The sequence below is a fragment of the Arthrobacter sp. MDT1-49-2 genome (genome assembly GCF_059090185.1).
Genome location: NZ_JBNHFK010000001.1, coordinates 262,315 through 285,840, shown reverse-complemented (window position 1 = coordinate 285,840; position 23,526 = coordinate 262,315). Strand labels below are relative to the sequence as shown.

Here is a 23,526-nt window from a genome sequence, read left to right as displayed (position 1 = left end):
CTCTATCCGGCGTTTGTTCCTCTCTCCGTGACGCCAGGTGTGCGCGGCGCGCCTGTTATGCGTCCGCGCCACGCACCATGCCCAGTAGGCGGTTGAAGATCGCTTCGCCGTCGTCGGCAATGCCGTCGTGGTGGAAGTCGGCGCTTTCCCAGACCTGGAGTCCCTTCACCGCGGCTGCCGTTTCCAGGGACAAATCCCGGTCCACGTAGATGTCATCGGTGTAGACCGCTGCCGCCACGGGCACGGTGTTGCGTGCCAGCCGGTCGGCGTCGTACAGCCGTCCCCAGTCTGCCTTTTCCGCCAGCAGATCAGCGGTTTCCTTCAGCGGCACCAGCGCCGGATCCTCGTCGAAGTACCACGGATAAACCATTTCACCGGTGAACAGCGGCTCCGCGGCCGCGGGCTCGAACTCAGGGTGGGACTGCAGCACCCGCCACGCGGCCCAGTTCGTGGCTTCGCCCTGCCCGTAAATCGACTCGTGCATCACCGCGTAGAGCGGGTTTGATGCCCTGCTGACCAGGCCGTGCATGGTCTCCAGGAAGGTATCCGAAAGCCTGTCGCCTTCGGGAGTGGGCACAAAGGCCTCCTGCAGGAGGTAGTGCAGGCCGTCCACCCGGGTGTTGCCGCCCAGATACGAGCCGGCCATCTGGAAGCGCCGGACGGACAGGCGTTCGCCGGAGGGCAGGTATTCGGGGACGGTTTCCAGATGCCGGGCTATCCGTGTGGCGATGACTCGGTCGCCGGGGTAGCGGGCGAAGTATTCGTTGTTGCGGGCAGCCACGCGCCGGAAGGTGGCCTCGTACACCCGGTCGGCGGGACCGGTAAGCGGGGCGAGGCCGCCGGTGATCAGGCATTCCCGCAGCCCTTCCGGGGCGAAGGAGAGATACGTGAGGGTACAGAATCCGCCGTAGCTCTGTCCGTACGTGCTCCATGGCCCCGAGCCGAGCGCCTGCCGGATCAGCTCGGCGTCCGCCACAATGGAGTCCGCCCGGAAATGGGTCAGGTAGTCCGCCTGGGCGGCGGCATCACCGCGCAGGGCCAGGGTCTGCCGGTCCGCGGGCGTGGACAGCCCGGTGCCGCGCTGGTCCAGCATCAGGATGCGGAAGTGCTTGGCAGCGGCCTTGGTCCAGCCGCCGAGCTGCAGCAGGCGGCTGCCCTTGCCGCCGGGTCCGCCCTGGAGGTACAGCAGCCACGGCAGTTCCCGCACCCGGGCGGCGGGGAGGTCGGCGTCGGAGTACTCGCGGGCGAAGACGGAGATGCTTTCCCCGTCCGGTACGGCATGGTCCAGCGGAACGGTGAACCGGTGGTCGGTGACGTTCATGCCGCGCACCGTGTAGGGGGCCGACGCCGTGTGGGGGACGGGGAGAGGCGGTACCGGGGTGCTCATGCCGCTCCGTCCGAGTCCGCGGAGCCGCCGAAGGAGGACAGTGCCTCCCCGGTCAGCCGGAACGTGGTCCACTCGTCCTGCGGAACGGCGCCCAGGGACTTGTAGAACCGGATGGAGGGTTCATTCCAGTTCAGCACGCACCACTCCACGCGGGCGTAGCCGCGCTCGACAGCGATCCCGGCCAGGGTGCGCAGGAGCGCCTTGCCCATGCCCTTGCCGCGCGCCTGCGGCCGGACGTACAGGTCCTCGAGGTAAATGCCGTGGACGCCTTCCCAAGTGGAGTAATTCAAGAACCACAGCGCGAAGCCCTGCACCTGCCCCTGTTCCACTGCCACGTGCGCAAATATGGCCGGATGCGGCCCGAAGAGGTTCTTTTCCAGGGCCTCCACCGTGTTTTTCACGGCGTGTGGCTCCTTTTCGTAGATCGCCAGATCGTGGATCAGTTCCAGGATGACGGGGACATCTTCTTTGCGCGCGGGACGGATCTGCATGGGTTCCAGCCTAATCCAGCCGTCCGGCGTGAATGACCTTGATGACGGGGGCACCGGCCTCATCCGACGCGGCCAGATCCACCTCGGCGGTGATACCCCAGTCCAGGTGCCCGGCGGGATCCTTGAAGATCTGCCGGACTTCCCACTTGCCGGGAACCTCCTTGATGATCAGCAGGTTCGGGCCGCGGCCGTCGGGGCCGTCGTCAATGTCGTCGTGCTCCTCGAAGTACGCGTCCAGCACATCGGCCCAGCGGTCCGCGTCCCAGCCGGCCTCGCCGTCGAGCTCGCCCAGGGCGCGGTCATCCTCATCCGCGAAGAGCTTCACGCGGGCGAACATTTCGTTGCGGACCATCACGCGGAAGGCCCGGACGTTGGCGGTCAGCCGGTCCGGCACCGGCGGCAGCACGGGCTCGCTGCTGGCGTCCGGATTGACGCCGGAGGTGAGCTCCTCCCATTCGTCCAGCAGCGAGGAGTCGGTCTGGCGGACCAGCTCGCCGAGCCACTCGATGATGTCCTCCAGGTCCTCACGCAGCCGTTCCGGGGGAACCGTGTGCAGCAGGGCCTTGTAGGTGTCGGAGAGGTAGCGCAGCAGCACACCCTCGGACCGTGCCAGCGAGTAGAAGGCCACGTACTCGCCGAAGCTCATGGCCCGTTCGTACATGTCCCGGACAATGGACTTGGGGCTGAGTTCGAATTCGCCCAGCCACGGCGCGCCGGAGCGGTAGACCTCGAAGGACTGCTCCAGCAGTTCGGCCAGCGGCTGCGGATAGGTGACCTCTTCGAGCAGCGCCATCCGCTCGTCGTACTCGATGCCCTGGGACTTCATGGCCGCGATCGCCTCGCCGCGGGCCTTTTTCTCCTGGGCGGAGAGCACCTGCCGCGGCTTTTCCATGATCGCCTCAATCACCGACACCACGTCCAGGGCATAGGACGGGCTCTCCGGGTCCAGGATTTCCAGTGACGCCATCGCAAACGGGGACAGCGGCTGGTTCAGGGCGAAGTTGGGCTGCAGGTGCACCTTCAGCCGGACGGTGCGGCCGTCGGCGTCCGGCTCGGGCAGCACCTCGACAATGCCCGCGGTCTTCAGCTCGCGGTAAATGCTCAGGGCCTTCTTCATCAGCGCCAGCTGGGAGGAGCGGCTCTCATGGTTGCTGCTCAGCAGCTTCTTCGCGGCGGTGAACGGATCCCCCGGGCGTTCCAGCAGGTTCAGCAGCATGGAGTGGGTGATGTTGAAGCTGGAGGTCAGCGGCTCCGGGGTGCCGTCCACGAGCTTTTCGAAGCTGGGTTTGCCCCAGGACACAAAACCGGCCTGCGGCTTTTTCTTCACCACCTGGCGCAGCTTCTTCTGGTCGTCACCGAACTTCGCCTGTGCCTTGGCCATGGCCTTGGCGTTTTCGATCACGTGTTCGGGTGCCTGCACAACGACGGTTCCGGCCGTGTCGTAGCCCGCCCGCCCTGCGCGTCCGGCAATCTGGTGGAACTCGCGGACCTTCAGCGGCCGGGTGCGGGTGCCGTCGTACTTGGACAGCGCGGTGATCAGCACGGTACGGATGGGCACGTTGATACCCACACCCAGGGTGTCGGTGCCGCAGATGACCTTCAGCAGCCCGGCCTGGGCCAGCTGTTCCACCAGGCGCCGGTATTTGGGCAGCATGCCGGCGTGGTGCACGCCGATGCCGTGGCGCACCAACCGGTTGAGGGTCTTGCCGAAACCGGGCGCAAACCGGAACCCGGCGATCAGCTCGGCGATGCGGTCTTTTTCCTCGCGGGTGCACACGTTGATGCTCATCAGCGCCTGGGCCCGGTCAATGGCTTCGATCTGGGAGAAGTGCACCACGTAGACGGGAACCTGCTTGGTGGCCAGCAGTTCCTCCAGGGATTCCTGGATGGGTGTTTCCACGTAGTAGTAGTGCAGCGGGATGGGACGCTGCACGGAGGAGACCGTGACGGTGTCCCGGTTGGTGAGCTCGCTGAGTTCGTTGGCGATGCGGGTCATGTCGCCCAGGGTGGCGGACATCAGCAGGAACTGTGCCTGCGGCAGCTCCAGCAGCGGCACCTGCCAGGCCCAGCCCCGCTGCGGATCGGAGTAGAAGTGGAACTCGTCCATGATGACCGTGCCCAGGTCCGCGTCCGGCCCCTCCCGCAGCGCGATGTTGGCCAGGATCTCCGCGGTGCAGCAGATGATCGGGGCGTCCTTGTTCACCGAGGAGTCTCCGGTCACCATGCCCACGTTCTCCGCCCCGAAGATCTCGCACAGGGCGAAGAACTTTTCCGAGACCAGGGCCTTGATGGGCGCGGTGTAGTAGCTGCGCTCGTCATGGGCCATGGCGTGGAAGTGCGCGGCGATGGCCACCATGGACTTGCCGGAGCCGGTGGGCGTGGCGAGGATGACGTTGTTGCCCGTCACCAGTTCCATCACGGCCTCGTCCTGCGCCGGGTACAGCGACATGCCCCGGCTCTCGACCCATTCCAGGAAGGACGTGTAGGTCTCGTCGGGGTCAATGGTGGCGGTGGCGGAGGGACCGGAGGGCAGCTGCTCAAGAAGTTTCATGTCCATACCAGACTAACGGGGCCGCGCCGGTCGCGTTTTCCGTCCCTTTCCGGCGGTAGGCTCGGCGGCATGAAATGGGATCCGGAAAAGTACACGCAGTTCTCCTCGCACCGCGACCGGCCCTTCTTCGACCTCACCGCCCGGATAGCGGCGTCCTCACCCCGGCGGGTGGTGGACCTGGGCTGCGGCACCGGGGCACTGACCGCAGCGCTCGCCGCCCGCTGGCCCGGTGCGCAGGTCACCGGAGTGGATTCCTCGGCGGACATGATTGAGCAGGCCGGGGCACTGGAGGGAGCACCTCCGAATGTGGAGTTTGTCCGGTCCCGCATCGAAGACTGGGAACCTGGCGCAGGCACCGACGTCGTGGTCTCCAACGCCGCCCTGCAGTGGGTTCCGGGCCATCAGGACCTGTTGCGGAAGTGGGCGAAACAGCTCGACGGCGCCGCGTGGCTCGCCGTGCAGGTACCCGGCAACTTCACCGCCCCCTCGCATGTGCTGATGCGCGAGCTGGCGGCGAGCGCCCGGTGGGCACCGCAACTGGCGGGAGTGCTGCGACACGCGGACGCCGTGGCCGAACCGGAAGACTATCTGGCCCTGCTCACCGACGCCGGGCTGGACGCCGATGTCTGGGAGACCAGCTACCAGCAGGTCCTGCCCGGGGAGGACCCGGTACTGGAATGGGTCCGCGGCACGGCGTTACGCCCGGTGATCGCTGCCCTGCCGGCAGCGGAGATGTCCCGGTTTGAGGCCGAATACGCCGTCCTGCTGCGCCGTGCCTACCCACGTCAGGCCTGGGGAACGGTTTTCCCGTTCCGCCGTATTTTCATGGTGGCGCAGAAACCGGCGTAGGTCAGGCTTCCGGCGGCAAGCGCCGGTCCGGCCCGGAAGGATCCGCGCTATCCGGTACGGTGCCGGTGCGTGCGGCCTTCATCAGCGGGGTGTTGAGCGTATCGATCTGGGCGCTCGCATGCGCCCGGGTGCCTGCGCCACCGCGTTCGTACAGCCGGGCGAAGTAGAGGGCGGCGCCGAACCCGGTCAGGAAGAAGCCGGCGACGAGGGCTCCCGGGTTCAGGGACGGCAGCTGGCTGCCGGCCGCCAGCAGGGCCAGGAGGGGAATCACAGGCCCCAGCGGCAACCGTGCTCCTTCGCCCGGCCATTTGCGGAACCCCAAGACGGCCGCCGCCACGCTGACGACCATCATGGCGATAATCGCTGCCACGTTGGCGATGGAGACAACAAACGTGGTGTCCCGCAGCAGTACCAGCAGTACGGTGATGACTCCCAGCAGCAGCACGCTCACGTAGGGGTGGCCGTTGCGGGTATGCCGGCCCAGCGCCGGAGGGACATCCCCGCGGGCCACCATGCGCAGCATGATCTCCGAGGCCCCCAGGACATTGGCGTTGGCTCCCGAGAACGTGGACAGGCACGCCGCAAAGGCCACCAGCACTCCGCCCCAGGTCCCCATGACCGCCTCGGCGGCCTGGGATACGCCGGTGGCGGTAAACGTGGTGATGCCGCTGGCCGTCATGGCCAGTACGGTGCCGAGGTAGACCAGGCCCGAGATCAGGATGGTCAGCAGAATGGCGCGCGGGACTGTTTTGCGCGGATTCTTTACCGACCCGGCCATGTTGGTGATGACGTTAAAGCCGGTATAGGCCGTGAATAGCAGTGCCGCCGCGGAGAAGACACCGCCGGTGCCGGACGGTAGCGGCCGGTCGAGGTCCCGGGGCCGCAGTTCCGTGAGTCCCCAGACGGCGAACAGCACCAGCAGGGCCAGTTTGATGCCGACAATCCAGGTCTCCGCCCGGGCGACCACCGCCGTCGGGCCGAGGTTCAGCGCGGTGACCAGTACGGTGGTGGCGAGCGCCACCGCGAGGGTGCCGGCAGCCGGGAGGAAGTATTCGCTGAAGTAATCGCCGAACGAGACCACCAGGTAGGCAATGATCGTGGCGCCGTTGAGATAGAAGGCCCACATCACGATGAACCGCCAGAAGGGCCCCAGAATGGTGCCCACGGGGGCGTAGCCGGATTCGCCGTCGCCGGCCCGGGTAGAAACCACAATGAAGGACAGGGCGCAGAGGAACATCACGAGGCCCGCGAGGATGTAGCTGACGGCCGCGGCAGGACCTGCCAGGTTGACCGCGGTACCGGAAAGGGTGAACACCCCTCCGCCCACCGTGGTGCCGACACCGAACGCCACGCAGGCTACGAGTCCGATCTGTCCCGGGGCCCTCGGCGGATCGGACTTTGGCGGTGCTGGTTCGGCCACGGCTGCGCCCCCTCAATCGGTCCGGCAGGCCCCTTGTGGAGCCTACGGCCGGGGATGAAGCAGGGTCAACGGCACGCGTGCGTTGTGTTCCGCTACCAGCCGCGTTCCTTCCATTCGGCCAGGTGCGGCCGCTCAGCCCCCAGGGTCGTGCCGGCGCCGTGGCCGGGGTGCACCACGGTGTCATCCGGCAGATATTCGAACACACGTTCGAATACGTCGCGGTGCAGGGATGCGAAGCGCTGCGGGTCCTTCTGCGTGTTGCCCAGGCCGCCCGGGAACAGGGAGTCACCGGTGAAGAGGTGGGCGGGTTCGCCCGGGGCGCGGTAGAGCAGTGCCACGGATCCCGGCGTGTGTCCGCGCAGCTTGATGGCTTCGAGTTCGGCGCCGCCAAACGGAATCCTGTCGCCGTGCTCGAGGGCAAGAACGGTGGGTACCTCGATGTCCCCGATATCCTCCGTGCCGGCGGCGGTGCGCGCCCCCGTGGCGGCAGCTGTCTCGGCGAGCGCACGGACGTGGTCCCAGTGGCTGTGCGTGGTGATGACCAGCTCCAGCTTTGCCGGCACCGCGGCGTCGGCGGCACCTTCGGCCAGCAGACGCTGAATGGCGGCGAAATCATCAGCGGCGTCAATCAGGACCTGGGCGCCGGTGTCCTTTTCGGTCAGCAGATAGACGTTGTTGTCCATGCTGCTCACGGACGCGCTCCGGATGGTGATGTTCTGCAGATCTTCCATCGGGCCAGTCTAGCGAGGCCGTTCCCGGGTGCGCTTCCGCGGGGCTATTGTCTGCACCCGCAGACGGGCGTAGGTTGCAAGGATGCTCCTGAGGCTGGTCCGGCAGTACCTCGCTCCCTACAAAGGCACGGTAGCCGCCGTCGTGGCGCTGCAGCTGCTGCAGACTGTGGCAACGCTGTACCTGCCGACCCTGAACGCCGACATCATCGACCGCGGCGTCGTGACCGGGGATACCGGCGTCATCATGGAGGTGGGCGGGTGGATGCTCGCCGTCACGGCGGGCCAGATTCTCTGTTCCATAGCTGCCACGTTCCTTTCGGCGCGGGTGGCGATGAGCGCCGGACGCACTATCCGCTCCCAGCTGTTCACCAACGTGGAGACGTTCTCCTCCCGGGAAGTAGGCCTGTTCGGGCCGCCGTCACTGATTACCCGGACCACCAATGACGTGCAGCAGGTGCAGATGACGCTGCTGATGACGTTCACCATGATGGTCTCCGCGCCCATCATGGGCATTGGCGGGGTGCTGCTGGCCCTGAACCAGGACATACCGCTCTCCGGCATCCTGCTGTTGATCCTTCCGGTGCTGTTCATCGTGATCGGCCTGGTGCTGCGGCGCCTGATCCCGCTCTTCCGGCGGGCGCAGCGGCAGATCGACCGGGTGAACTCGGTCCTGCGGGAACAGATCATGGGCATTGCCGTCATCCGGGCCTTTATCCGCGAGCGCTCGGAGGAAACCCGGTTCGATGCGGCCAACACCGACCTGACCGGCACCCAGCTGCGGATCAGCCAGCTGCTCGCACTCCTGTTTCCCGCGGCCATGCTGGTGGCCAACCTGGCCACGGTTGCCGTGATCTGGTTCGGTGCGTTCCGGATTGAAGCAGGGCAGATGCAGATCGGAGCCCTGACAGCCTTTATCGCCTACATCGTCCAGATCCTCATGGCCGTGATGATGTCCATGTTCCTGATCATGATGCTGCCCCGCGCCGCCGTCTGTGCTGAGCGTATTTACGAGGTACTGGACACCCGCACCAGCGTTACCGATGCCCCGCAGGCAGCGGAGCTGAAGTACGACGGCGGACGGCTCACCTTTACCGACGTCGGCTACAGCTATCCCGGGGCGGAGGACCCGGTGCTGCACAACATCAGCTTCGAGGCACTGCCGGGGGAGACCACCGCCATCATCGGCTCCACCGGGGCCGGGAAAACCACCCTGCTGAATCTTGTCCCGCGCCTGTTGGACGCCACCTCCGGCACCGTGAGCGTGGACGGGCAGGATATTGCCGGGGTAACCCTCGCCTCGCTGCGGCACGGGATAGGCCTGGTGCCGCAGCGGGCCTACCTCTTCAGCGGCACCATTGCCTCGAACCTGCGCTTCGGGCGTCCGGACGCCACGGATGCCCAGCTGTGGGACGCACTGGAAACCGCCCAGGCAGCCGACTTCGTCCGTGCCGGGGACGGCGGACTGGAGCATCCGGTGGAACAGGGCGGCGCCAATTTCTCCGGGGGACAGCGACAGCGCCTGGCCATTGCCCGGGCCCTGGTGGTGCGGCCGTCGATCTACCTCTTCGATGACAGCTTCTCCGCCCTGGACTTTGCCACCGACGCCCGGCTGCGCAGCGCCCTGAAACCGCAGACCCGGAACGCCACCGTCGTCGTCGTCGCGCAACGGGTAAACACCATCACCGATGCTGCCCGGATAGTGGTACTGGAGGAGGGCCGGGTAGTAGGGCAGGGAACCCACGCCGAGCTGATGGAGTCGTCACCGACGTACCGGGAGATCGTCGCCTCCCAGCTCACCGCCGAGGAGGTCGCGTGAGCGGGCACGGGCCGGGAATGCGCGGCCGCCCGGGAGCCGCCGCCACGGCAAAACCGGAGAACTTCGCCGCCAGCGTGCGGCGCATTCTGGTGCTGATGGCACCGGACCGGCTCCGTGTGGCCGCCGTGATGCTCGCCGCCGTCGTCTCGGTGGCGCTCGCGGTCAGCGCCCCGCGGATCCTGGGGGAGGCCACCAACGTCATCTTCGACGGGTTCATCGGCAACAGCCTGCCGGCGGGACTGTCCAAGGACGCCCAGGTGGAGGCCCTGCGCGCCTCGGGGGAGCGGGAACTGGCCGACATGCTCGCCGCCATGGACGTGGTGCCCGGGCAGGGGCTGGACTTCGGCCGGCTGGGCGGCATCCTGCTGGGCGTGCTGGCGATCTACCTGGCGGCCTTCGCCTTCGGCTGGTTCCAGGCGCGGCTGACCGCCCGTATTGTCCAGAACGCCATGTACCGGCTCCGGCGGGATGTGGACGGCAAGCTGTTCCGCCTGCCGATGTCCCACTTCCAGCAGCAGTCACGCGGAGACGTCCTGAGCCGGGTCACTAATGACATTGACAACCTGGCCCAGACCCTCTCGCAGAGCCTCACCCAGATTGTCACCTCCGTCCTGACCATCATCGGCGTGCTGGCGATGATGCTCTCCATTTCACCGCTGCTGGCGCTGATCGCCGTGGTCACCGTTCCGGTGTCGGCCCTAGTGACGGTACTCATTGCCCGGCGCTCGCAGGCGGAGTTCAAAACGCAGTGGAAATCCACCGGTGAAGTGAACGGCTACATCGAGGAAATGTTCACCGGCCAGGACGTGGTGAAGGCCTTCGGGCAGCAGGAGCGCGTGATCGAGGGATTCGCCCCCGCCAATGACCGCCTGTTCCGGTCAGCGTTCCGGGCCCAGTTTGTCTCCGGCATCATCATGCCGGCCATGATGTTCATTTCGAACCTGAACTACGTGGCAGTGGCCGTGGTGGGCGGGCTGCAGGTGGCCGGCGGCCAGCTGTCCATCGGCGGGGTGCAGGCCTTCGTGCAGTACAGCCGGCAGTTCAGCCAGCCGCTGGGACAGCTGGGCGGGCTGATCAACATGCTCCAGTCCGGCGTCGCCTCAGCCGAACGCGTGTTTGCCCTGCTGGATGCGCGCGAGCAGGAACCGGATCCGGCGGAACCGGAGCATCTGGGCACGGTGCGCGGGCGGGTGGCCTTCGAGGACGTGTCCTTCAGCTACAGCCCCGAGGCGCCGCTGATCCGGGACCTCTCCTTCGTGGCCGAGCCGGGGCAGACGGTGGCGATTGTCGGTCCCACCGGTGCGGGCAAAACCACCCTGGTGAACCTGCTGATGCGCTTTTACGACGTGGATGCCGGACGCATCACCATTGACGGCGTCGACATTGCCCGGCTGAGCCGCGAAGAGCTCCGCAGCCGGATCGGCATGGTGCTGCAGGACGCCTGGCTCTTCGAGGGCACCGTCCGCGAGAACCTTGCCTACGGCGCCCCGGGGGCGACGGACGAGCAGATCCAAGCCGCAGCGCTGGCTACGCACGTGGACCACTTCGTTCGCTCACTGCCTGAGGGCTACGACACCGTCCTCGGCTACGACGGCGGCTCCCTGAGCCAGGGCCAGCGCCAGCTGCTGACGATCGCCCGTGCCTGGCTCTCCGATCCGGCCATCCTGGTGCTGGACGAGGCGACCAGCTCCGTCGACACCCGCACCGAGGTAGCCATCCGGATGGCGATGAATGCGCTCCGGCAGGACCGCACCAGCTTCGTGATCGCGCACCGGCTCTCCACCATCCGCGACGCGGACGTCATCCTGGTGGTGCGCAACGGAGAAATCGTGGAGCAGGGCGTGCATGACGCGCTGCTCGCGGCAGAAGGTTTCTACGCCGAGCTGTACCGCTCCCAGTTCGCCGGACCGGCAGTCGAAACACTAGGTGGCGCTGAGCCTGCCGCTGCGCCATCCGCCCCGGACGGGCACTAGCATGGCATCATGACTTCCGCGCCCGGCACCGGACCTGACTCGCCTTCCACCGTCACCGATCCCGGTGTCCTGCCGTGGGTCCGGATCGACGCCGCCAGTTCGGTACCCCCCTATGAGCAGTTGCGTCTCCAGATCCTGGATGCCGCCAACGAGGGGAGGCTCGCCGTGGGGACCCGGCTGCCGCCGGTCCGCGCGCTGGCCGGCCACCTGGGACTGGCGGTCAACACGGTGGCGCGGGCCTACCGGGAGCTGGAACAGGCCCAGGTGGTCACCACCCGCTCCCGGGCGGGAACCGTGGTGGCCGCAGCGGGCGACGCCGGCCGCCACCGGGTCGCCGAGGCCGCCCGTGTCTTTGCCGACACCGCCCGGGCCAACGGTATTTCCGCGGACGACGCCGTCGCCTATGTCCGCGCCGCACTGCACTAGGGGCGCCACGCTTCGCCCGCGGCGAAACACCGCTGCTCGAATACGTTTTCGAATCGCTGTTTGAACTACAGTGGAAAACGTGCCTAAATCGACTCTCACGACGGCGGACACCACGTTTGCGCCGCATACTGCCAATGATTTGTCCCGACTGGTAGTGAAGGGGGCGCGCGAGCACAACCTCCGGAACGTTGACCTGGACCTGCCCCGGGACGCCATGATCGTGTTCACCGGCCTGTCCGGCTCCGGAAAATCATCGCTGGCCTTCGACACCATCTTCGCGGAAGGACAGCGCCGCTACGTCGAGTCGCTCTCCGCCTACGCGCGCATGTTCCTGGGGCAGGTGGACAAGCCCGACGTCGACTTCATCGAAGGCCTTTCGCCCGCGGTCTCTATTGACCAGAAGTCCACCTCGAAGAACCCGCGTTCCACCGTCGGCACCATCACCGAGATCCATGACTACATGCGTCTGCTGTGGGCCAGGGTGGGGCGCCCGTTCTGCCCCGTCTGCGGTGAGCCGGTCAGCCGGCAGACCCCGCAGGCCATTGTGGACCAGCTCCTGGAGCTGGAAGAAGGCACCCGCTACCAGGTGCTCGCCCCCGTGGTCCGCGGCCGCAAGGGCGAATTTGTGGACCTGTTCAAGGAACTCGCCGCCAAGGGCTACTCGAGGGCACGGGTGGACGGCAAGCAGATCCAGCTGTCCGATCCGCCCAAGCTGGGCAAGCAGATCAAGCACACCATTGAAGTGGTGGTGGACCGCCTTGTCGCCAAGGACGGCATCCGGCAGCGGCTGACCGACTCGGTGGAGACCGGCCTGGGCCTGGCGGAGGGCCGGATTGTGGTCGACTTCGTGGACCTGCCCGAGGACAGTGAGGACCGCACCCGGGCATTCTCCGAGAACCTGGCCTGCCCGAACGAGCACCCGCTGGCAATTGATGAAATCGAACCGCGCTCCTTCTCCTTCAACAACCCCTTCGGTGCCTGCCCGGTCTGCACCGGCATCGGGTCCCGGCTGGAGGTGGATGAGGACCTGATCATTCCGGACCCGTCCAAGTCCCTGGCGGAGGGTGCGATCGCCCCCTGGTCACTCGGCACCGCCACCACCGAATACTGGAACCGGCTGCTCGACGGCCTGGCCAAGGACATGGGCTTTTCCATGGACACGCCCTGGAAGAAACTCCCGGCAAAGGCCCGCGAGGCGGTCCTGCACGGCAAGGACCATAAAGTCGTGGTCCAGTACCGCAACCGCTTCGGTCGGGAACGCAAGTACAGCACCGGCTTCGAGGGTGTCATCCAGTACATCCACCGCAAGCACCAGGAAACCGAATCCGATCACGCACGCGACCGGTACGAAGAGTACATGCGTGAGATCGCCTGCCCTGAGTGCGGGGGAGCGCGCCTGAACCCCGCGTCCCTGTCCGTGCTGATCAACGGCCGCAACATTGCCGAGATCAGTGCCCTGCCGCTGCGCGAGGCAGCGGACTTCCTCGGCACGCTCACCCTCACCGGCCGGGAAGCGCAGATTGCCAGCAACGTCCTCAAGGAGATCCAGGCCCGCCTGACCTTCCTTCTCGACGTCGGACTGGAGTACCTGAGCCTGAACCGGCCGGCAGCCACGCTGTCCGGCGGCGAGGCCCAGCGCATCCGCCTGGCCACCCAGATCGGTTCCGGCCTGGTGGGTGTGCTGTACGTGCTCGATGAGCCGTCCATCGGCCTGCACCAGAAGGACAACCGGCGGCTGATCGAAACCCTGACCCGGCTGCGCAGCCTCGGCAACACGCTGATCGTCGTGGAGCACGACGAAGACACCATCCATGAAGCGGACTGGATTGTCGACGTCGGGCCCGGTGCCGGTGAGCGCGGCGGCGAGATTGTGCACTCCGGCCCGTTGGCGGAACTGCTCACCAACGAACGCTCCATCACCGGCGCCTACCTTTCCGGCCGCAAAAAGATCGAGATCCCGGCCAAGCGGCGGAAGGTGGACAAGTCCCGCCAGCTCAAGATCGTCGGGGCGCGGGAGAACAACCTGCAGAACCTCAACGTGGACGTGCCCCTGGGCGTGTTCACGGCGGTGACCGGCGTCAGCGGCTCGGGCAAGTCCACGCTGATCAACGACATCCTGTACAAGACCATGGCCAACAAGCTCAACGGCGCCAAGCACGTGGCCGGCCGGCACACCCGGGTGGAGGGCCTGGAGCAGCTGGACAAGGTCATCCACGTGGACCAGAGCCCCATCGGCCGGACCCCGCGCTCCAACCCGGCGACCTATACCGGCGTCTGGGACCACATCCGCAAGCTCTTTGCCGAGACCAACGAGGCGAAGGTGCGCGGCTACCTTCCGGGCCGGTTCTCCTTCAACGTCAAGGGCGGGCGCTGCGAAGCCTGCCACGGTGACGGCACGCTGAAGATCGAGATGAACTTCCTGCCCGACGTGTACGTGCCCTGCGAGGTGTGCCACGGCGCCCGGTTCAACCGGGAAACCATGGAGGTGCACTACAAGGGCAAGAACATTGCCGAGGTGCTGGACATGCCCATCGAGGAGGCGGCGGAGTTCTTTGCCGCTTTCGGTCCCATCTCCCGGCACCTGAACACCCTGGTGGACGTGGGCCTGGGCTACGTCCGGCTCGGCCAGCCGGCCACCACGCTCTCCGGCGGCGAGGCGCAGCGCGTAAAACTGGCCAGCGAGCTGCAGAAGCGCTCCAACGGGCGCAGCATCTACGTTCTGGATGAGCCGACCACCGGCCTGCACTTCGAGGACGTCCGCAAGCTGCTGGAGGTGCTGCAGGGGCTGGTGGACAAGGGCAACACCGTGATCACCATCGAACACAACCTCGACGTGATCAAGAGTGCCGACTGGATCATCGATCTTGGCCCCGACGGCGGTAACGGCGGCGGCAAGGTGGTGGCTTCGGGCACCCCCGAGAAGGTCGCCAAGGTCGAGGGAAGCCACACGGCAACGTTCCTTGCGGAGATCCTCATCCCGTAGCCTGCCTGCGGCACAGCGGCGATGCCGCAATGCCCCCGGGCGGTCCGATTCAGCGGACTGTCCGGGGGCATTCCTGCGTCCGGGCTGGGATTACGGGTTCGGGGAATCCAGTCTGCAGAATTTACCGTTTTCGGGCGGTATATCCGTAACTTTTGCAGACTCGATGGTGGGCAGCCCCGGCCAGGTTGTGACCCTAGGGGCGCTCCGCCACAAGACCGGCGCGGAATATAACCGCGGGCGACATATTCCATTACTGGTATACCTTTTTCCCTTAGCCCGTCCCGGTATGCCAAACTTGGGCCGTGACTTCTCCCCGGCTCCTGGTGCTTTTCGATCTCGATGGAACGTTGGTTGATCCCAACGGTGCCATCACCGGCGGTATCCGTGCCGCCCTGTCCGCCTGCGGCCTTCCGGTTCCGGCGGACGCGGACCTGCAGCGGATGGTCGGACCCGCCCTGGTGACCTCGCTGCGGGACATCGCCGGGGTACCCGAAGACCGGGTCGAAGAGGTTATCCGGCATTACCGCGCCGGTTACCGCACCGCCGGAATGGCGCAGAGCCGCCCGTACCCGGGGATCCGCGACGCCGTCGGGCGGCTGGGCGCCCTGCACACCGTTGCCGTGGCCACCCAGAAGCCGGAAGCGCTGGCCGTGGAACTCCTTGACGTACAGGAGATGGGCGCACTCTTCGCCTCCGTCCACGGCTCACCCGCAGATGAACAGGCTGCTGCCGCACTGAACGGCAAGCGGAGCATCATCCGCGCAGCCCTGGAGCGGCACGCCGGGACCTATGACGGCGCCGTGATGATCGGCGACAGGCGCCACGACGTCGAAGGCGCGCACGCGAACGGGCTGGAGTGCATCGGCGTCTCCTGGGGCTTCGCGGCTCCCGGGGAACTGGACGAGGCCGGTGCCGCCGTCGTGGTGGACACCGCCGCGCAACTGGTGGACGCGGTGCTGCGTTCCGCCCAGAACGGACCGGCGCTCCATGGCGCTCTATAACCTCACGCGGACCAGCATCCGCGGCCTTGTGGGCGGGCTGTGCCGCCCCACCATCACGGGACTGGAAAACGTCCCGTCCAGCGGGCCCTTCATTGTGGCCTGCAACCACCTTTCGTTCCTGGACAGTGTCCTGGTCCAGGCGCTGCTGCCGCGGCGGGTCGGGTTCTTTGCGAAGGCGGAGTACTTCACCGGAACCGGCCTCAAGGGGTACGCGATGAAGAGCTTCTTTGAAGGCGTCGGCTCCATCCCGGTGCAGCGCGACCAGCAGGCCGCCAGCGTGGCAGCGCTCCGCACGCTGCTGGACATTCTCGAGGACGGCGGCGGGGTGGGCATCTACCCCGAAGGCACGCGTTCACGGGACGGGCTGCTCTACCGCGGGCGGACCGGTGTCGGCTGGCTGGCGCTGACCTCCGGAGCGCCTGTGGTCCCGGTGGGTCTGATCGGCACGGAGAACCTTCAGCCGGCAGGGAAAAAGACCGTGAAGCCCGGCCACTTCACCCTGAAGGTCGGCGCGCCCCTGTACTTCCAGAAAACCGGCCCGGAGCATGCCCTTCCGGCGCGCCGGCAGGCTACGGACCGGGTCATGGACGCCATCGCCGAACTCACCGGCCAGGAGCGCGCGGACAGCTACAACCGCAACCGCCCCGAGGGGTAGGGCCCTACGGGTTCAGCGCCTTTTGCTAACCCGCGGACCGACTATTGCTTCATGCGAACGCGTGAGGTCCAGGTCTGACCGTCCCAGTATCGGAAAGGCGCGACTCCTTCCGGGTCTGGGTAAAAGCCGGGCATCTTGTCCATATTCGCGTCCTGCGTTTCCCGGGCCGAAGGTTCCCGAACGTCCCCGCTATTCACGACCTCATCGCTCAGGTTTATGACTCCGGCCTGAATCACGGGCGCAGCCTTGAGAGCAAGTTTGGCAGCGGCCCGCTCTTCCCGAGCACGCTGTGCCTCGGCGGCCTTTGCTTCACGTTGGCGCTGTGCCTCGGCGGCCTTTGCTTCACGCTGCCGCTGGGTTTCTGCAGCCCTTTGCGCGGCTGCATCTGCCTTTTGCCTTTCCGCCTCAAGCTTGGCCCTGTCGATCCCGGCGATGGCTTCGCGGATTCCCTGCACCTGGGAATTTTCGGCCAGGATTTTCTCCAAATCGGCAACGGCCCGCCCATAAGCCTTCTCCTGAAGGCTGATATTGGACCGCTGAACCAGAGCTTTGAAGCGAATATTCTCCGAGTATTTTTTGCTTGCCGTCAGCGGCTTTATGCACTCCTTGGCAGCCACCAGCTGCCCAAGTTCGAGGTGGGCCTGGGATCGGAGAAGGGCAAGCAACGCGGTGACTTCTGAATCCACGGGGACACGGTCGGTCAACCTGAGGACTTCGTCCCAATCTTCTCGGTCGGAATACAGCTCGGTAAGGCTGAGCAGTGCGGGGTAGGTCGGATCCAGTTGCTCGACGTAGTGAATTGCTTCGTCGCCGCGATGCAGGGACTGAAGGGCTTCTGCCAACACCAGCGTTAGGGCTGCCCGTGTCAGGGGCAGACTGACTATCACCCCACCTGCTATTTCCAAGTCATAGCTGAAGCCGGGCAGGTACTTGATGACAAACGGGTTGCTCTCGATTGGTGCCGGGCCATGGATAGCGCTATGCAGTTGAACCGCGGCAGCCTCATCGTTGCCTTCGCGGAACTGCTGGAGCCCCAGCAGTGCCGCAGCTGCGTGCCCGTATACGGGATGCTGCATGACCAGTCCATCAAGTCCGGGGGCCTGCCCCGACACCGCGTAGGCATACAGTGCCTTTTCTTCCTTGGGGGCGAGTAAACCCGGCTTCGGGAGCGAAGTTGGGCGGGGCGGGACAACTGGAACAGTTCTCCGTTGAGGAGTCGTCCTCGCAGCCGGCCTGCGTGAGGAGGACGACGTTCCCGCCAGCTTTGTCCGCCCTGCATAGGCGCTGACACCCTTGGCGGAGACACGGACAGTGACGCCGGGCATCACTCTGATCGACGTGCTCTTCTTAAATCCCACTACTCGCCTTCCGTTAGCGACAGGCTGGTCCTGAATTCGCTGGCTTCTGATTCTTCCTTAAATTCCAAAGTTGTTACGCCCACCAAACGTGTGACAGCTTCTTTGACTTCTGCCGGGGACGCATAAAAGAACTCCCGCCTGAGATTGACCTTGTTGACCCGCCGCGACTCAAATTCACGATGCAGCGCCGCCTCCAGGGCCGCCGCGTCCTCGCTGAAGAAAAGGACATGTATGTCATAAAGGAATGGAACGCCGGCGCCGCTGAGTTCCCGGATGCGTTCTGTGGGCTCGAGCCGTCTGGTCATGCCGATCTTTACAATGCGATCCCCGAAGGCACCCAGATTGGAGATGACGTAAACGTACCCCGTGCGGACATTCGCTTGCCGGTTTTCAATATCACGAAGCTTTGCTTCCGCTTCCTCGACGAACTGCTGCATTGCGGCGACGGCATCGGGCTCGCCGCTATCAACGGCGATCGCCAGAGCTGCCAGGTATTTGTTACGTTCCTGCTCAATCTTGTCGCGGGCCTTCTGCAGCTCCTTTTCGACTTTTTCCTGTTCACGGGCTTCTTCCCTGAGAGCACGCTGAGTTTCGCGTTCCTGGGCGACCTTGGCATGGTAGTCGGCCGTCAATCTCAATTCATCCAACCGCAGCCGGTGGTAGTCCTCGGTGATTTCGATTGCCATGCTCTTGCCGAGTTTCTCGATTGACGTCTTTGCACGTTCCAGTCGAGCAGCGTTGGCATCGAGGGAATGGGCACGGACGGTGCGCACACAGTTATCTGCCTCGGCGTTGTATGCCCTCAGCATGAGCTTGCACTGTTCCTTCACCATCTGTGCACCTTTGGCCAGACTCCCGTTGACCGCCCAGTTCGTGGCTCCGGTAACAGCTCGTTCTTTCACGGCTTCCTTGATGGAGGTGCGAAGCGCGGAAAGGCGGTCCTTGTACTGGACCGCGTCCTCGAGAGGATGTGCGAATTCATATATACCCAGATTTTGGAGAAGGTTGATCTCGCGTGTCTCAACTATTTGAGACTCCAGCTCAGCCAGAACAGCCTCACGTTCACGGATACGGTGGTCCAAGTCCTGCAGCACCTCCAGCTTTTTTGCATCCGGCGTGGTGACAGGGGCTGGACGATACGCGCCGGTCGGCCCCACGACTTCAGATTCATCTGTAGCTGGCGCCTCGTCGAGGACTGCCCCGTGGTGCCTGAGTAGGTCCGGAAGCCCTCCGTTCCAGCCCTGCGAGACCGAACGGACCTTCCATTCGCCGTTCCGGCGGTAGATTTCACCAGCAACGGCGACGCGTTCCGTGGATAATCCTTCACAGGGAATATGAAAAAGGGTTCCGGAGTCGGCCGACAGCGTGAGACCGAGAGAACGGAGCTCACCTAGTCGGGACTCTTCAGAATCGAGGGCGCCCGCCACCGCGATGGTGTGGATGTCTTCGGATAGACGGTCCAGAAATATCTCAGCTCTGTGTGCATGCCCCGATGTAGTGTCGCTTCGTCCTGTATAGCGGGCAATACCATTGCGATAATTCGGCTGGTTGTAAAAGACGACGTCTTCGTTGGTGGATACCTTTCCGTTCGAGTCCAGCAATAGAACAAACAGGTCCACCTCCTGCGTTCCGGACTGCGCCGTCCAATGGAGCTCTAGCCGGAGTCCCTGGTGAACAGGTGATGAGATCAGGGCATTCGCCCCTTTGGGCAACGAAACATGCGGCATAAAAGGACCATATAACGGACCCTGGACAAAATCCCCGGCAGTACCCGCGAGGGGTAGGGCAGCGCAGGTTCAGCGCCCCGCGAAAACCCGGGCGGCGCGTCCGGCCCGCCGCGGCGGCGAACGTAGGATGGAACAGTGGCAGATCCAGCAACCTACCGGCCTAAAACGGGGGAAATCCCTACCGCACCGGGCGTCTACCGTTTCCGGGACGAACACGGCCGGATCATCTACGTGGGCAAGGCCAAGAACCTCCGCTCCCGACTGAACTCCTACTTCGCCAATCCGCGCGGGCTGATGCCCAAAACCCGGGCCATGGTGCACACGGCCGCAGGCGTGGAGTGGACCGTGGTGGGGACCGAGCTGGAAGCCCTGCAGCTTGAGTACACGTGGATCAAGGAATTCAATCCACGGTTCAACATCATGTTCCGGGACGACAAGTCCTACCCATACCTCGCGGTGACCATGGGGGAGAAGTACCCCCGCGCCCAGGTGATGCGCGGCGACCGGCGCAAGGACACCCGCTATTTCGGGCCCTTTTATCCGGCCAAAGCCATCCGCGAAACACTGGACACCCTGCTGCGCGTCTTTCCGGTGCGCACCTGCAGCAGCGGCGTCTTCAAGCGCGCCGAACGCACCGGCCGGCCCTGCCTGCTCGGCTACATCGACAAGTGCGCGGCTCCCTGCGTGGGGCGGATCAGCCCCGAGGACCACCGCCAGCTCGCCGCCGAGCTGTGCGACTTCATGGCCGGTGAAGGCAAACGGTTCATCTCCAGCCTGGAAAAGGAAATGCAGGCAGCGGTGTCCGAACTGGACTATGAAACGGCGGCCCGCCTGCGCGACGATATTTCCGCCCTGCGCAAGGTCTTTGAGCGCAACAACGTAGTGCTCAGCGAAGACACCGACGCCGATATTTTCGCCCTTGAAGAGGACGAGCTGGAGGCCTCGGCGCAGGTCTTCCACGTGCGCGGCGGGCGGATCCGCGGACAGCGCGGCTGGGTGGTGGAAAAGGTGGAGGACAACGACACCGCAGATCTCGTGGAGCACCTGATCCAGCAGGTCTACGGCGAAGCCAACTCCACTGACCGCATTCCCCGCCAGGTCCTGGTCCCCGTCCTTCCTCCCAACGCCGAGGAACTGGCGCAGTGGCTGCACGGCCTGCGCGGCGCCCGGGTGGATATCCGGGTGCCCATGCGCGGCGATAAGAAAGCGCTGATGGAAACCGTGGCGCGGAACGCCTCCGATGCCCTGCGCCTGCACAAGAGCCGCCGCGCGGGCGACATCACCACGCGCTCGGCCGCCCTCCAGGAGCTGCAGGAAGCCCTGGACCTCGACGCTGCCCCGCTGCGCATCGAGTGCTATGACATCTCCCACGTTTCGGGCACCAACGTGGTTGCCTCGATGGTGGTCGCCGAAGACGGCCTGCCCAAGAAATCCGACTATCGGAAGTTCTCCATCACCGGAGACGCCGCACGGGATGACACGTCCTCCATGTATGACGTCATTTCGCGGCGGTTCCGCAACTACCTGGCGGAGAACACGGACCCTGCAGCTGATCCGGATGCCCCGCAGGAACTGCCGGCAGACCGTCTCGACGACGGCGCGACCGACGTCCAGCCGCTCACGGATACCCTGACACCGGCGCCGCGTACCAAGTTCGCCTATCCGCCGAACCTGGTGGTGGTCGACGGCGGGCAGCCACAGGTCGCCGCGGCCTCCAAGGCACTGGCGGACCTGGGCATCACCGACGTCCAGGTGGTGGGGCTGGCGAAGCGTCTTGAAGAGGTCTGGGTCCCGGACAGCGATTTCCCGGTGATCCTGCCGCGTGCCTCCGAAGCGCTGTTCCTGCTGCAGCGCATCCGCGACGAAGCACACCGGTTCGCCATCACCTTCCACCGCCAGAAGCGCGGCAAGTCCATGACCGCCTCGCTCCTGGACGAGGTCCCCGGGCTGGGCCCCGCCAAACGCCAGGCACTGCTCAAGCACTTCGGCTCGGTGAAGAAACTCCGGGCCGCATCCGAGGAGGAGCTGCAGCAGGTGCCCGGTATCGGGCCCGCCATGGCCGCTAACCTGCGCAGCCGCCTGGCCGATAGTTCCAAGGCGGAGGCGGCTCCTGCCGTAAACATGTCCACCGGCGAAATCCTGGAAACTTAGCTACGCTGGGACACCGGCGTGTCGCGGGAATGAAACGATGCCTTTTCCGGGCAGGGCAAGGCAGTGCAACAGGATGGGATCACATCACATGACGCAAGAGGACGGCTTGTCCATAGTCAAGCCAGAGGAATCGGAACTGCTCGTTGTCACGGGTATGTCCGGTGCCGGACGCAGCACTGCGGCGAATGCTCTGGAGGACCACGGCTGGTACGTGGTGGAAAACCTCCCGCCGCTGATGCTGGGCACCCTCACCGAGCTGGTTTCCCGGATGCCGCAGTCCATCCCCAAGCTCGCCGTGGTCATCGACGTCCGCAGCAAGGAACTTTTCCGGGACATCCAGGAAGCGCTCCGGAACCTGCGCGCCGCCGGCGTCACCTACCGGGTGCTCTTCCTCGACGCGGATGATGCAACCCTGGTCCGCCGGTTCGAACAGGGCCGCCGCCCGCACCCCCTGCAGGGAGACGGCAGCATCCTGGACGGTATCGGTTCCGAACGCGAGGTGCTTCAGGAGCTGCGGGACAGCTCCGACATTGTTGTGGATACCTCGAAGCTGAACGTGCACGCGCTGGCGACCACGGTCACCGAGCTCTTCACCGAGTCCGGTCCCATTGTGCTGCGCCTCAATGTCATGAGCTTCGGGTTCAAATACGGCCTTCCCGTGGACGCGAACTACGTGGCGGATGTCCGTTTCATTCCCAACCCGCACTGGGTCCCGCAGCTGCGGCCCCACACCGGCCTGGACGACAACGTCCGCGACTACGTTCTGCAGGCCAAGGGCACAGCTGAGTTCCTGGACCGGTATGTGGAAGCCCTGGAGCCCGTCATCGACGGCTACCGCCGGGAGAACAAGCACTACGCCACCATTGCCGTGGGCTGCACCGGCGGCAAGCACCGTTCCGTCGCCGTCACCGAAGAGCTGGCCAAGCGCCTGGCCCAGCTTCCGCGCGTTACCGTCAGCTCCCACCACCGGGATCTGGGGCGGGAATAATGTCGTTTCTTACCGGACCGCTGCCCCTGGTACCGGAGGCGAAGGGACGGGAGGAACCCGGTAAGGCCGGATCCGTTGTCGCCCTGGGCGGCGGCCACGGTCTCTCCGCGTCCCTCTCTGCCCTGCGCCTGCTGACCACGGACCTCACCGCCGTCGTCACCGTGGCCGACGACGGCGGGTCCTCCGGCCGCCTGCGCCGGGAACTCGGCGTCCTGCCGCCAGGAGACCTCCGGATGGCACTGGCTGCCCTCTGTGACGACACCGACTGGGGCAGGACGTGGCGTGACGTGATGCAGCACCGCTTCCGCTCGCGGCCCGGCGTTGACGGCTCGCTGGATGACCATGCTCTGGGCAACCTGCTTATTGTCACCCTGTGGGAACTGCTGGGGGATCCGGTCGCCGGGCTCCAGTGGGCCGGGGCCCTGCTGGGCGCCCGCGGCCAGGTGCTGCCGATGTCCACGCTGCCGCTGACCATTGAAGGCGATGTGATCCGCCGGACTGCCGCCGGCACCCGGGTGGAAACGGTAAGCGGGCAGGCCCGCCTCGCCGCCGCCGGTACCCGCAGCAATGTCCAGGAGGTCCGGCTGCTGCCGTCTGACGCACCTGCCTGCCCGGCTGCCCTGGAAGCCATCGATCTTGCGGACTGGGTCATCCTTGGCCCGGGGTCCTGGTACACCTCGGTACTTCCGCACCTGATGCTGCCGCAGCTGCGCGATGCGCTGTGCGCCACCTCCGCCAAGCGTTGCCTGACCATGAACCTGAGCAACGAAACCACGGAAACCGCGGGGATGAGTGCCGTGGACCATCTTGCCGTGATCCGGCGGTACGCCCCGGAGTTCAAGGTGGATGCCGTGCTGGTGGATCCGTCAGTGGTGGGGGACCGGGAAGCGTTCGAAGAAGCAGTCGCGGAACTGGGCGGCCGCACGGTCTTCGGTAAGGTGGGGGCAGCGTCGGGGCGTCCGATCCATGATCCGCTCCGCCTCGCGACCGCCTTCCACGATATGTTTGGGGAGATTTAG

The 23,526-nt window shown here is 65.6% G+C and carries 17 protein-coding genes; 10 read left to right on the top strand and 7 right to left on the bottom strand.

The window, feature by feature from the left end; all coding sequences use genetic code 11:
- Positions 1 to 55: 55 nt before the first annotated feature.
- Genes AC5RTS_RS01320 through AC5RTS_RS01310 form a run of 3 tightly spaced genes read right to left on the bottom strand, consistent with a single transcriptional unit; the run spans position 56 to position 4,429 of the window.
- Positions 56 to 1,387 carry an alpha/beta fold hydrolase gene (locus tag AC5RTS_RS01320; protein WP_493990264.1) on the bottom strand — a complete coding sequence of 444 codons (1,332 nt, stop codon included), beginning with the start codon at positions 1,385 to 1,387 and terminating at the stop codon, positions 56 to 58.
- Positions 1,384 to 1,878 (bottom strand): GNAT family N-acetyltransferase, encoded by a 495-nt coding sequence (locus AC5RTS_RS01315; protein ID WP_493990263.1) that lies wholly within the window; start codon positions 1,876 to 1,878, stop codon positions 1,384 to 1,386. Before AC5RTS_RS01315 ends, AC5RTS_RS01320 begins: the two co-directional genes overlap by 4 nt.
- A 10-nt stretch (positions 1,879 to 1,888) precedes the next feature.
- On the bottom strand, positions 1,889 to 4,429 hold the full coding sequence (locus tag AC5RTS_RS01310) for a DEAD/DEAH box helicase (protein WP_493990262.1): 2,541 nt from the start codon (positions 4,427 to 4,429) through the stop codon (positions 1,889 to 1,891).
- Between the two features lie 69 nt (positions 4,430 to 4,498).
- Here AC5RTS_RS01310 and AC5RTS_RS01305 point away from each other — a divergent pair, with 69 nt between their 5' ends.
- Positions 4,499 to 5,278 (top strand): trans-aconitate 2-methyltransferase, encoded by a 780-nt coding sequence (locus AC5RTS_RS01305; protein WP_493990261.1) that lies wholly within the window; start codon positions 4,499 to 4,501, stop codon positions 5,276 to 5,278.
- A gap of 1 nt (position 5,279) precedes the next feature.
- Here the strand turns inward: AC5RTS_RS01305 and AC5RTS_RS01300 are convergent, their stop codons facing one another.
- Positions 5,280 to 6,698, bottom strand: coding sequence for an APC family permease (locus AC5RTS_RS01300; RefSeq protein WP_493990260.1), 1,419 nt, complete (start codon positions 6,696 to 6,698; stop codon positions 5,280 to 5,282).
- A 92-nt stretch (positions 6,699 to 6,790) separates the two neighbouring features.
- On the bottom strand, positions 6,791 to 7,429 hold the full coding sequence (locus AC5RTS_RS01295) for an MBL fold metallo-hydrolase (protein WP_493990259.1): 639 nt from the start codon (positions 7,427 to 7,429) through the stop codon (positions 6,791 to 6,793).
- Between the two features lie 82 nt (positions 7,430 to 7,511).
- On the opposite strand from AC5RTS_RS01295, the gene AC5RTS_RS01290 reads away from it, so the two are divergent.
- The 6 genes from AC5RTS_RS01290 (at position 7,512) to AC5RTS_RS01265 (ending at position 16,283) form a co-directional block, all read left to right on the top strand.
- Complete coding sequence (locus AC5RTS_RS01290; RefSeq protein WP_493990258.1) at positions 7,512 to 9,245, top strand: ABC transporter ATP-binding protein; 1,734 nt, start codon at positions 7,512 to 7,514, stop codon at positions 9,243 to 9,245.
- Between the two features lie 17 nt (positions 9,246 to 9,262).
- Entirely contained in the window at positions 9,263 to 11,218 is a 1,956-nt protein-coding gene (locus tag AC5RTS_RS01285; RefSeq protein WP_493990491.1) for an ABC transporter ATP-binding protein, read from the top strand.
- 9 nt (positions 11,219 to 11,227) lie between these two features.
- The gene (locus AC5RTS_RS01280) at positions 11,228 to 11,644 is read left to right on the top strand and encodes a GntR family transcriptional regulator (protein ID WP_493990257.1); all 417 of its coding nucleotides are present in this window, start codon (positions 11,228 to 11,230) and stop codon (positions 11,642 to 11,644) included.
- A gap of 79 nt (positions 11,645 to 11,723) precedes the next feature.
- Positions 11,724 to 14,627: an excinuclease ABC subunit UvrA gene (gene uvrA, locus AC5RTS_RS01275; protein WP_493990256.1), complete on the top strand. Its 2,904-nt coding sequence runs from the start codon at positions 11,724 to 11,726 to the stop codon at positions 14,625 to 14,627.
- Between the two features lie 302 nt (positions 14,628 to 14,929).
- Positions 14,930 to 15,628 carry an HAD hydrolase-like protein gene (locus tag AC5RTS_RS01270; RefSeq protein WP_493990255.1) on the top strand — a complete coding sequence of 233 codons (699 nt, stop codon included), beginning with the start codon at positions 14,930 to 14,932 and terminating at the stop codon, positions 15,626 to 15,628.
- Positions 15,615 to 16,283, top strand: coding sequence for a lysophospholipid acyltransferase family protein (locus AC5RTS_RS01265; RefSeq protein WP_493990254.1), 669 nt, complete (start codon positions 15,615 to 15,617; stop codon positions 16,281 to 16,283). Before AC5RTS_RS01270 ends, AC5RTS_RS01265 begins: the two co-directional genes overlap by 14 nt.
- A 41-nt stretch (positions 16,284 to 16,324) precedes the next feature.
- Here the strand turns inward: AC5RTS_RS01265 and AC5RTS_RS01260 are convergent, their stop codons facing one another.
- Positions 16,325 to 17,359 (bottom strand): DUF2510 domain-containing protein, encoded by a 1,035-nt coding sequence (locus AC5RTS_RS01260; RefSeq protein WP_493990253.1) that lies wholly within the window; start codon positions 17,357 to 17,359, stop codon positions 16,325 to 16,327.
- Between the two features lie 281 nt (positions 17,360 to 17,640).
- Positions 17,641 to 19,368, bottom strand: a complete 1,728-nt coding sequence (locus AC5RTS_RS01255) for an SNIPE associated domain-containing protein (RefSeq protein WP_493990252.1) — start codon at positions 19,366 to 19,368, stop codon at positions 17,641 to 17,643.
- A gap of 135 nt (positions 19,369 to 19,503) precedes the next feature.
- On the opposite strand from AC5RTS_RS01255, the gene uvrC reads away from it, so the two are divergent.
- The 3 genes from uvrC to AC5RTS_RS01240 all read left to right on the top strand — a co-directional run bounded on the left by uvrC (position 19,504) and on the right by AC5RTS_RS01240 (position 23,526).
- Positions 19,504 to 21,519, top strand: a complete 2,016-nt coding sequence (gene uvrC / locus AC5RTS_RS01250) for an excinuclease ABC subunit UvrC (protein ID WP_493990251.1) — start codon at positions 19,504 to 19,506, stop codon at positions 21,517 to 21,519.
- A gap of 88 nt (positions 21,520 to 21,607) precedes the next feature.
- Positions 21,608 to 22,507, top strand: coding sequence for an RNase adapter RapZ (rapZ, locus tag AC5RTS_RS01245; RefSeq protein ID WP_493990250.1), 900 nt, complete (start codon positions 21,608 to 21,610; stop codon positions 22,505 to 22,507).
- On the top strand, positions 22,507 to 23,526 hold the full coding sequence (locus AC5RTS_RS01240) for a gluconeogenesis factor YvcK family protein (protein ID WP_493990249.1): 1,020 nt from the start codon (positions 22,507 to 22,509) through the stop codon (positions 23,524 to 23,526). The genes rapZ and AC5RTS_RS01240 overlap by 1 nt, the downstream gene beginning before the upstream one ends.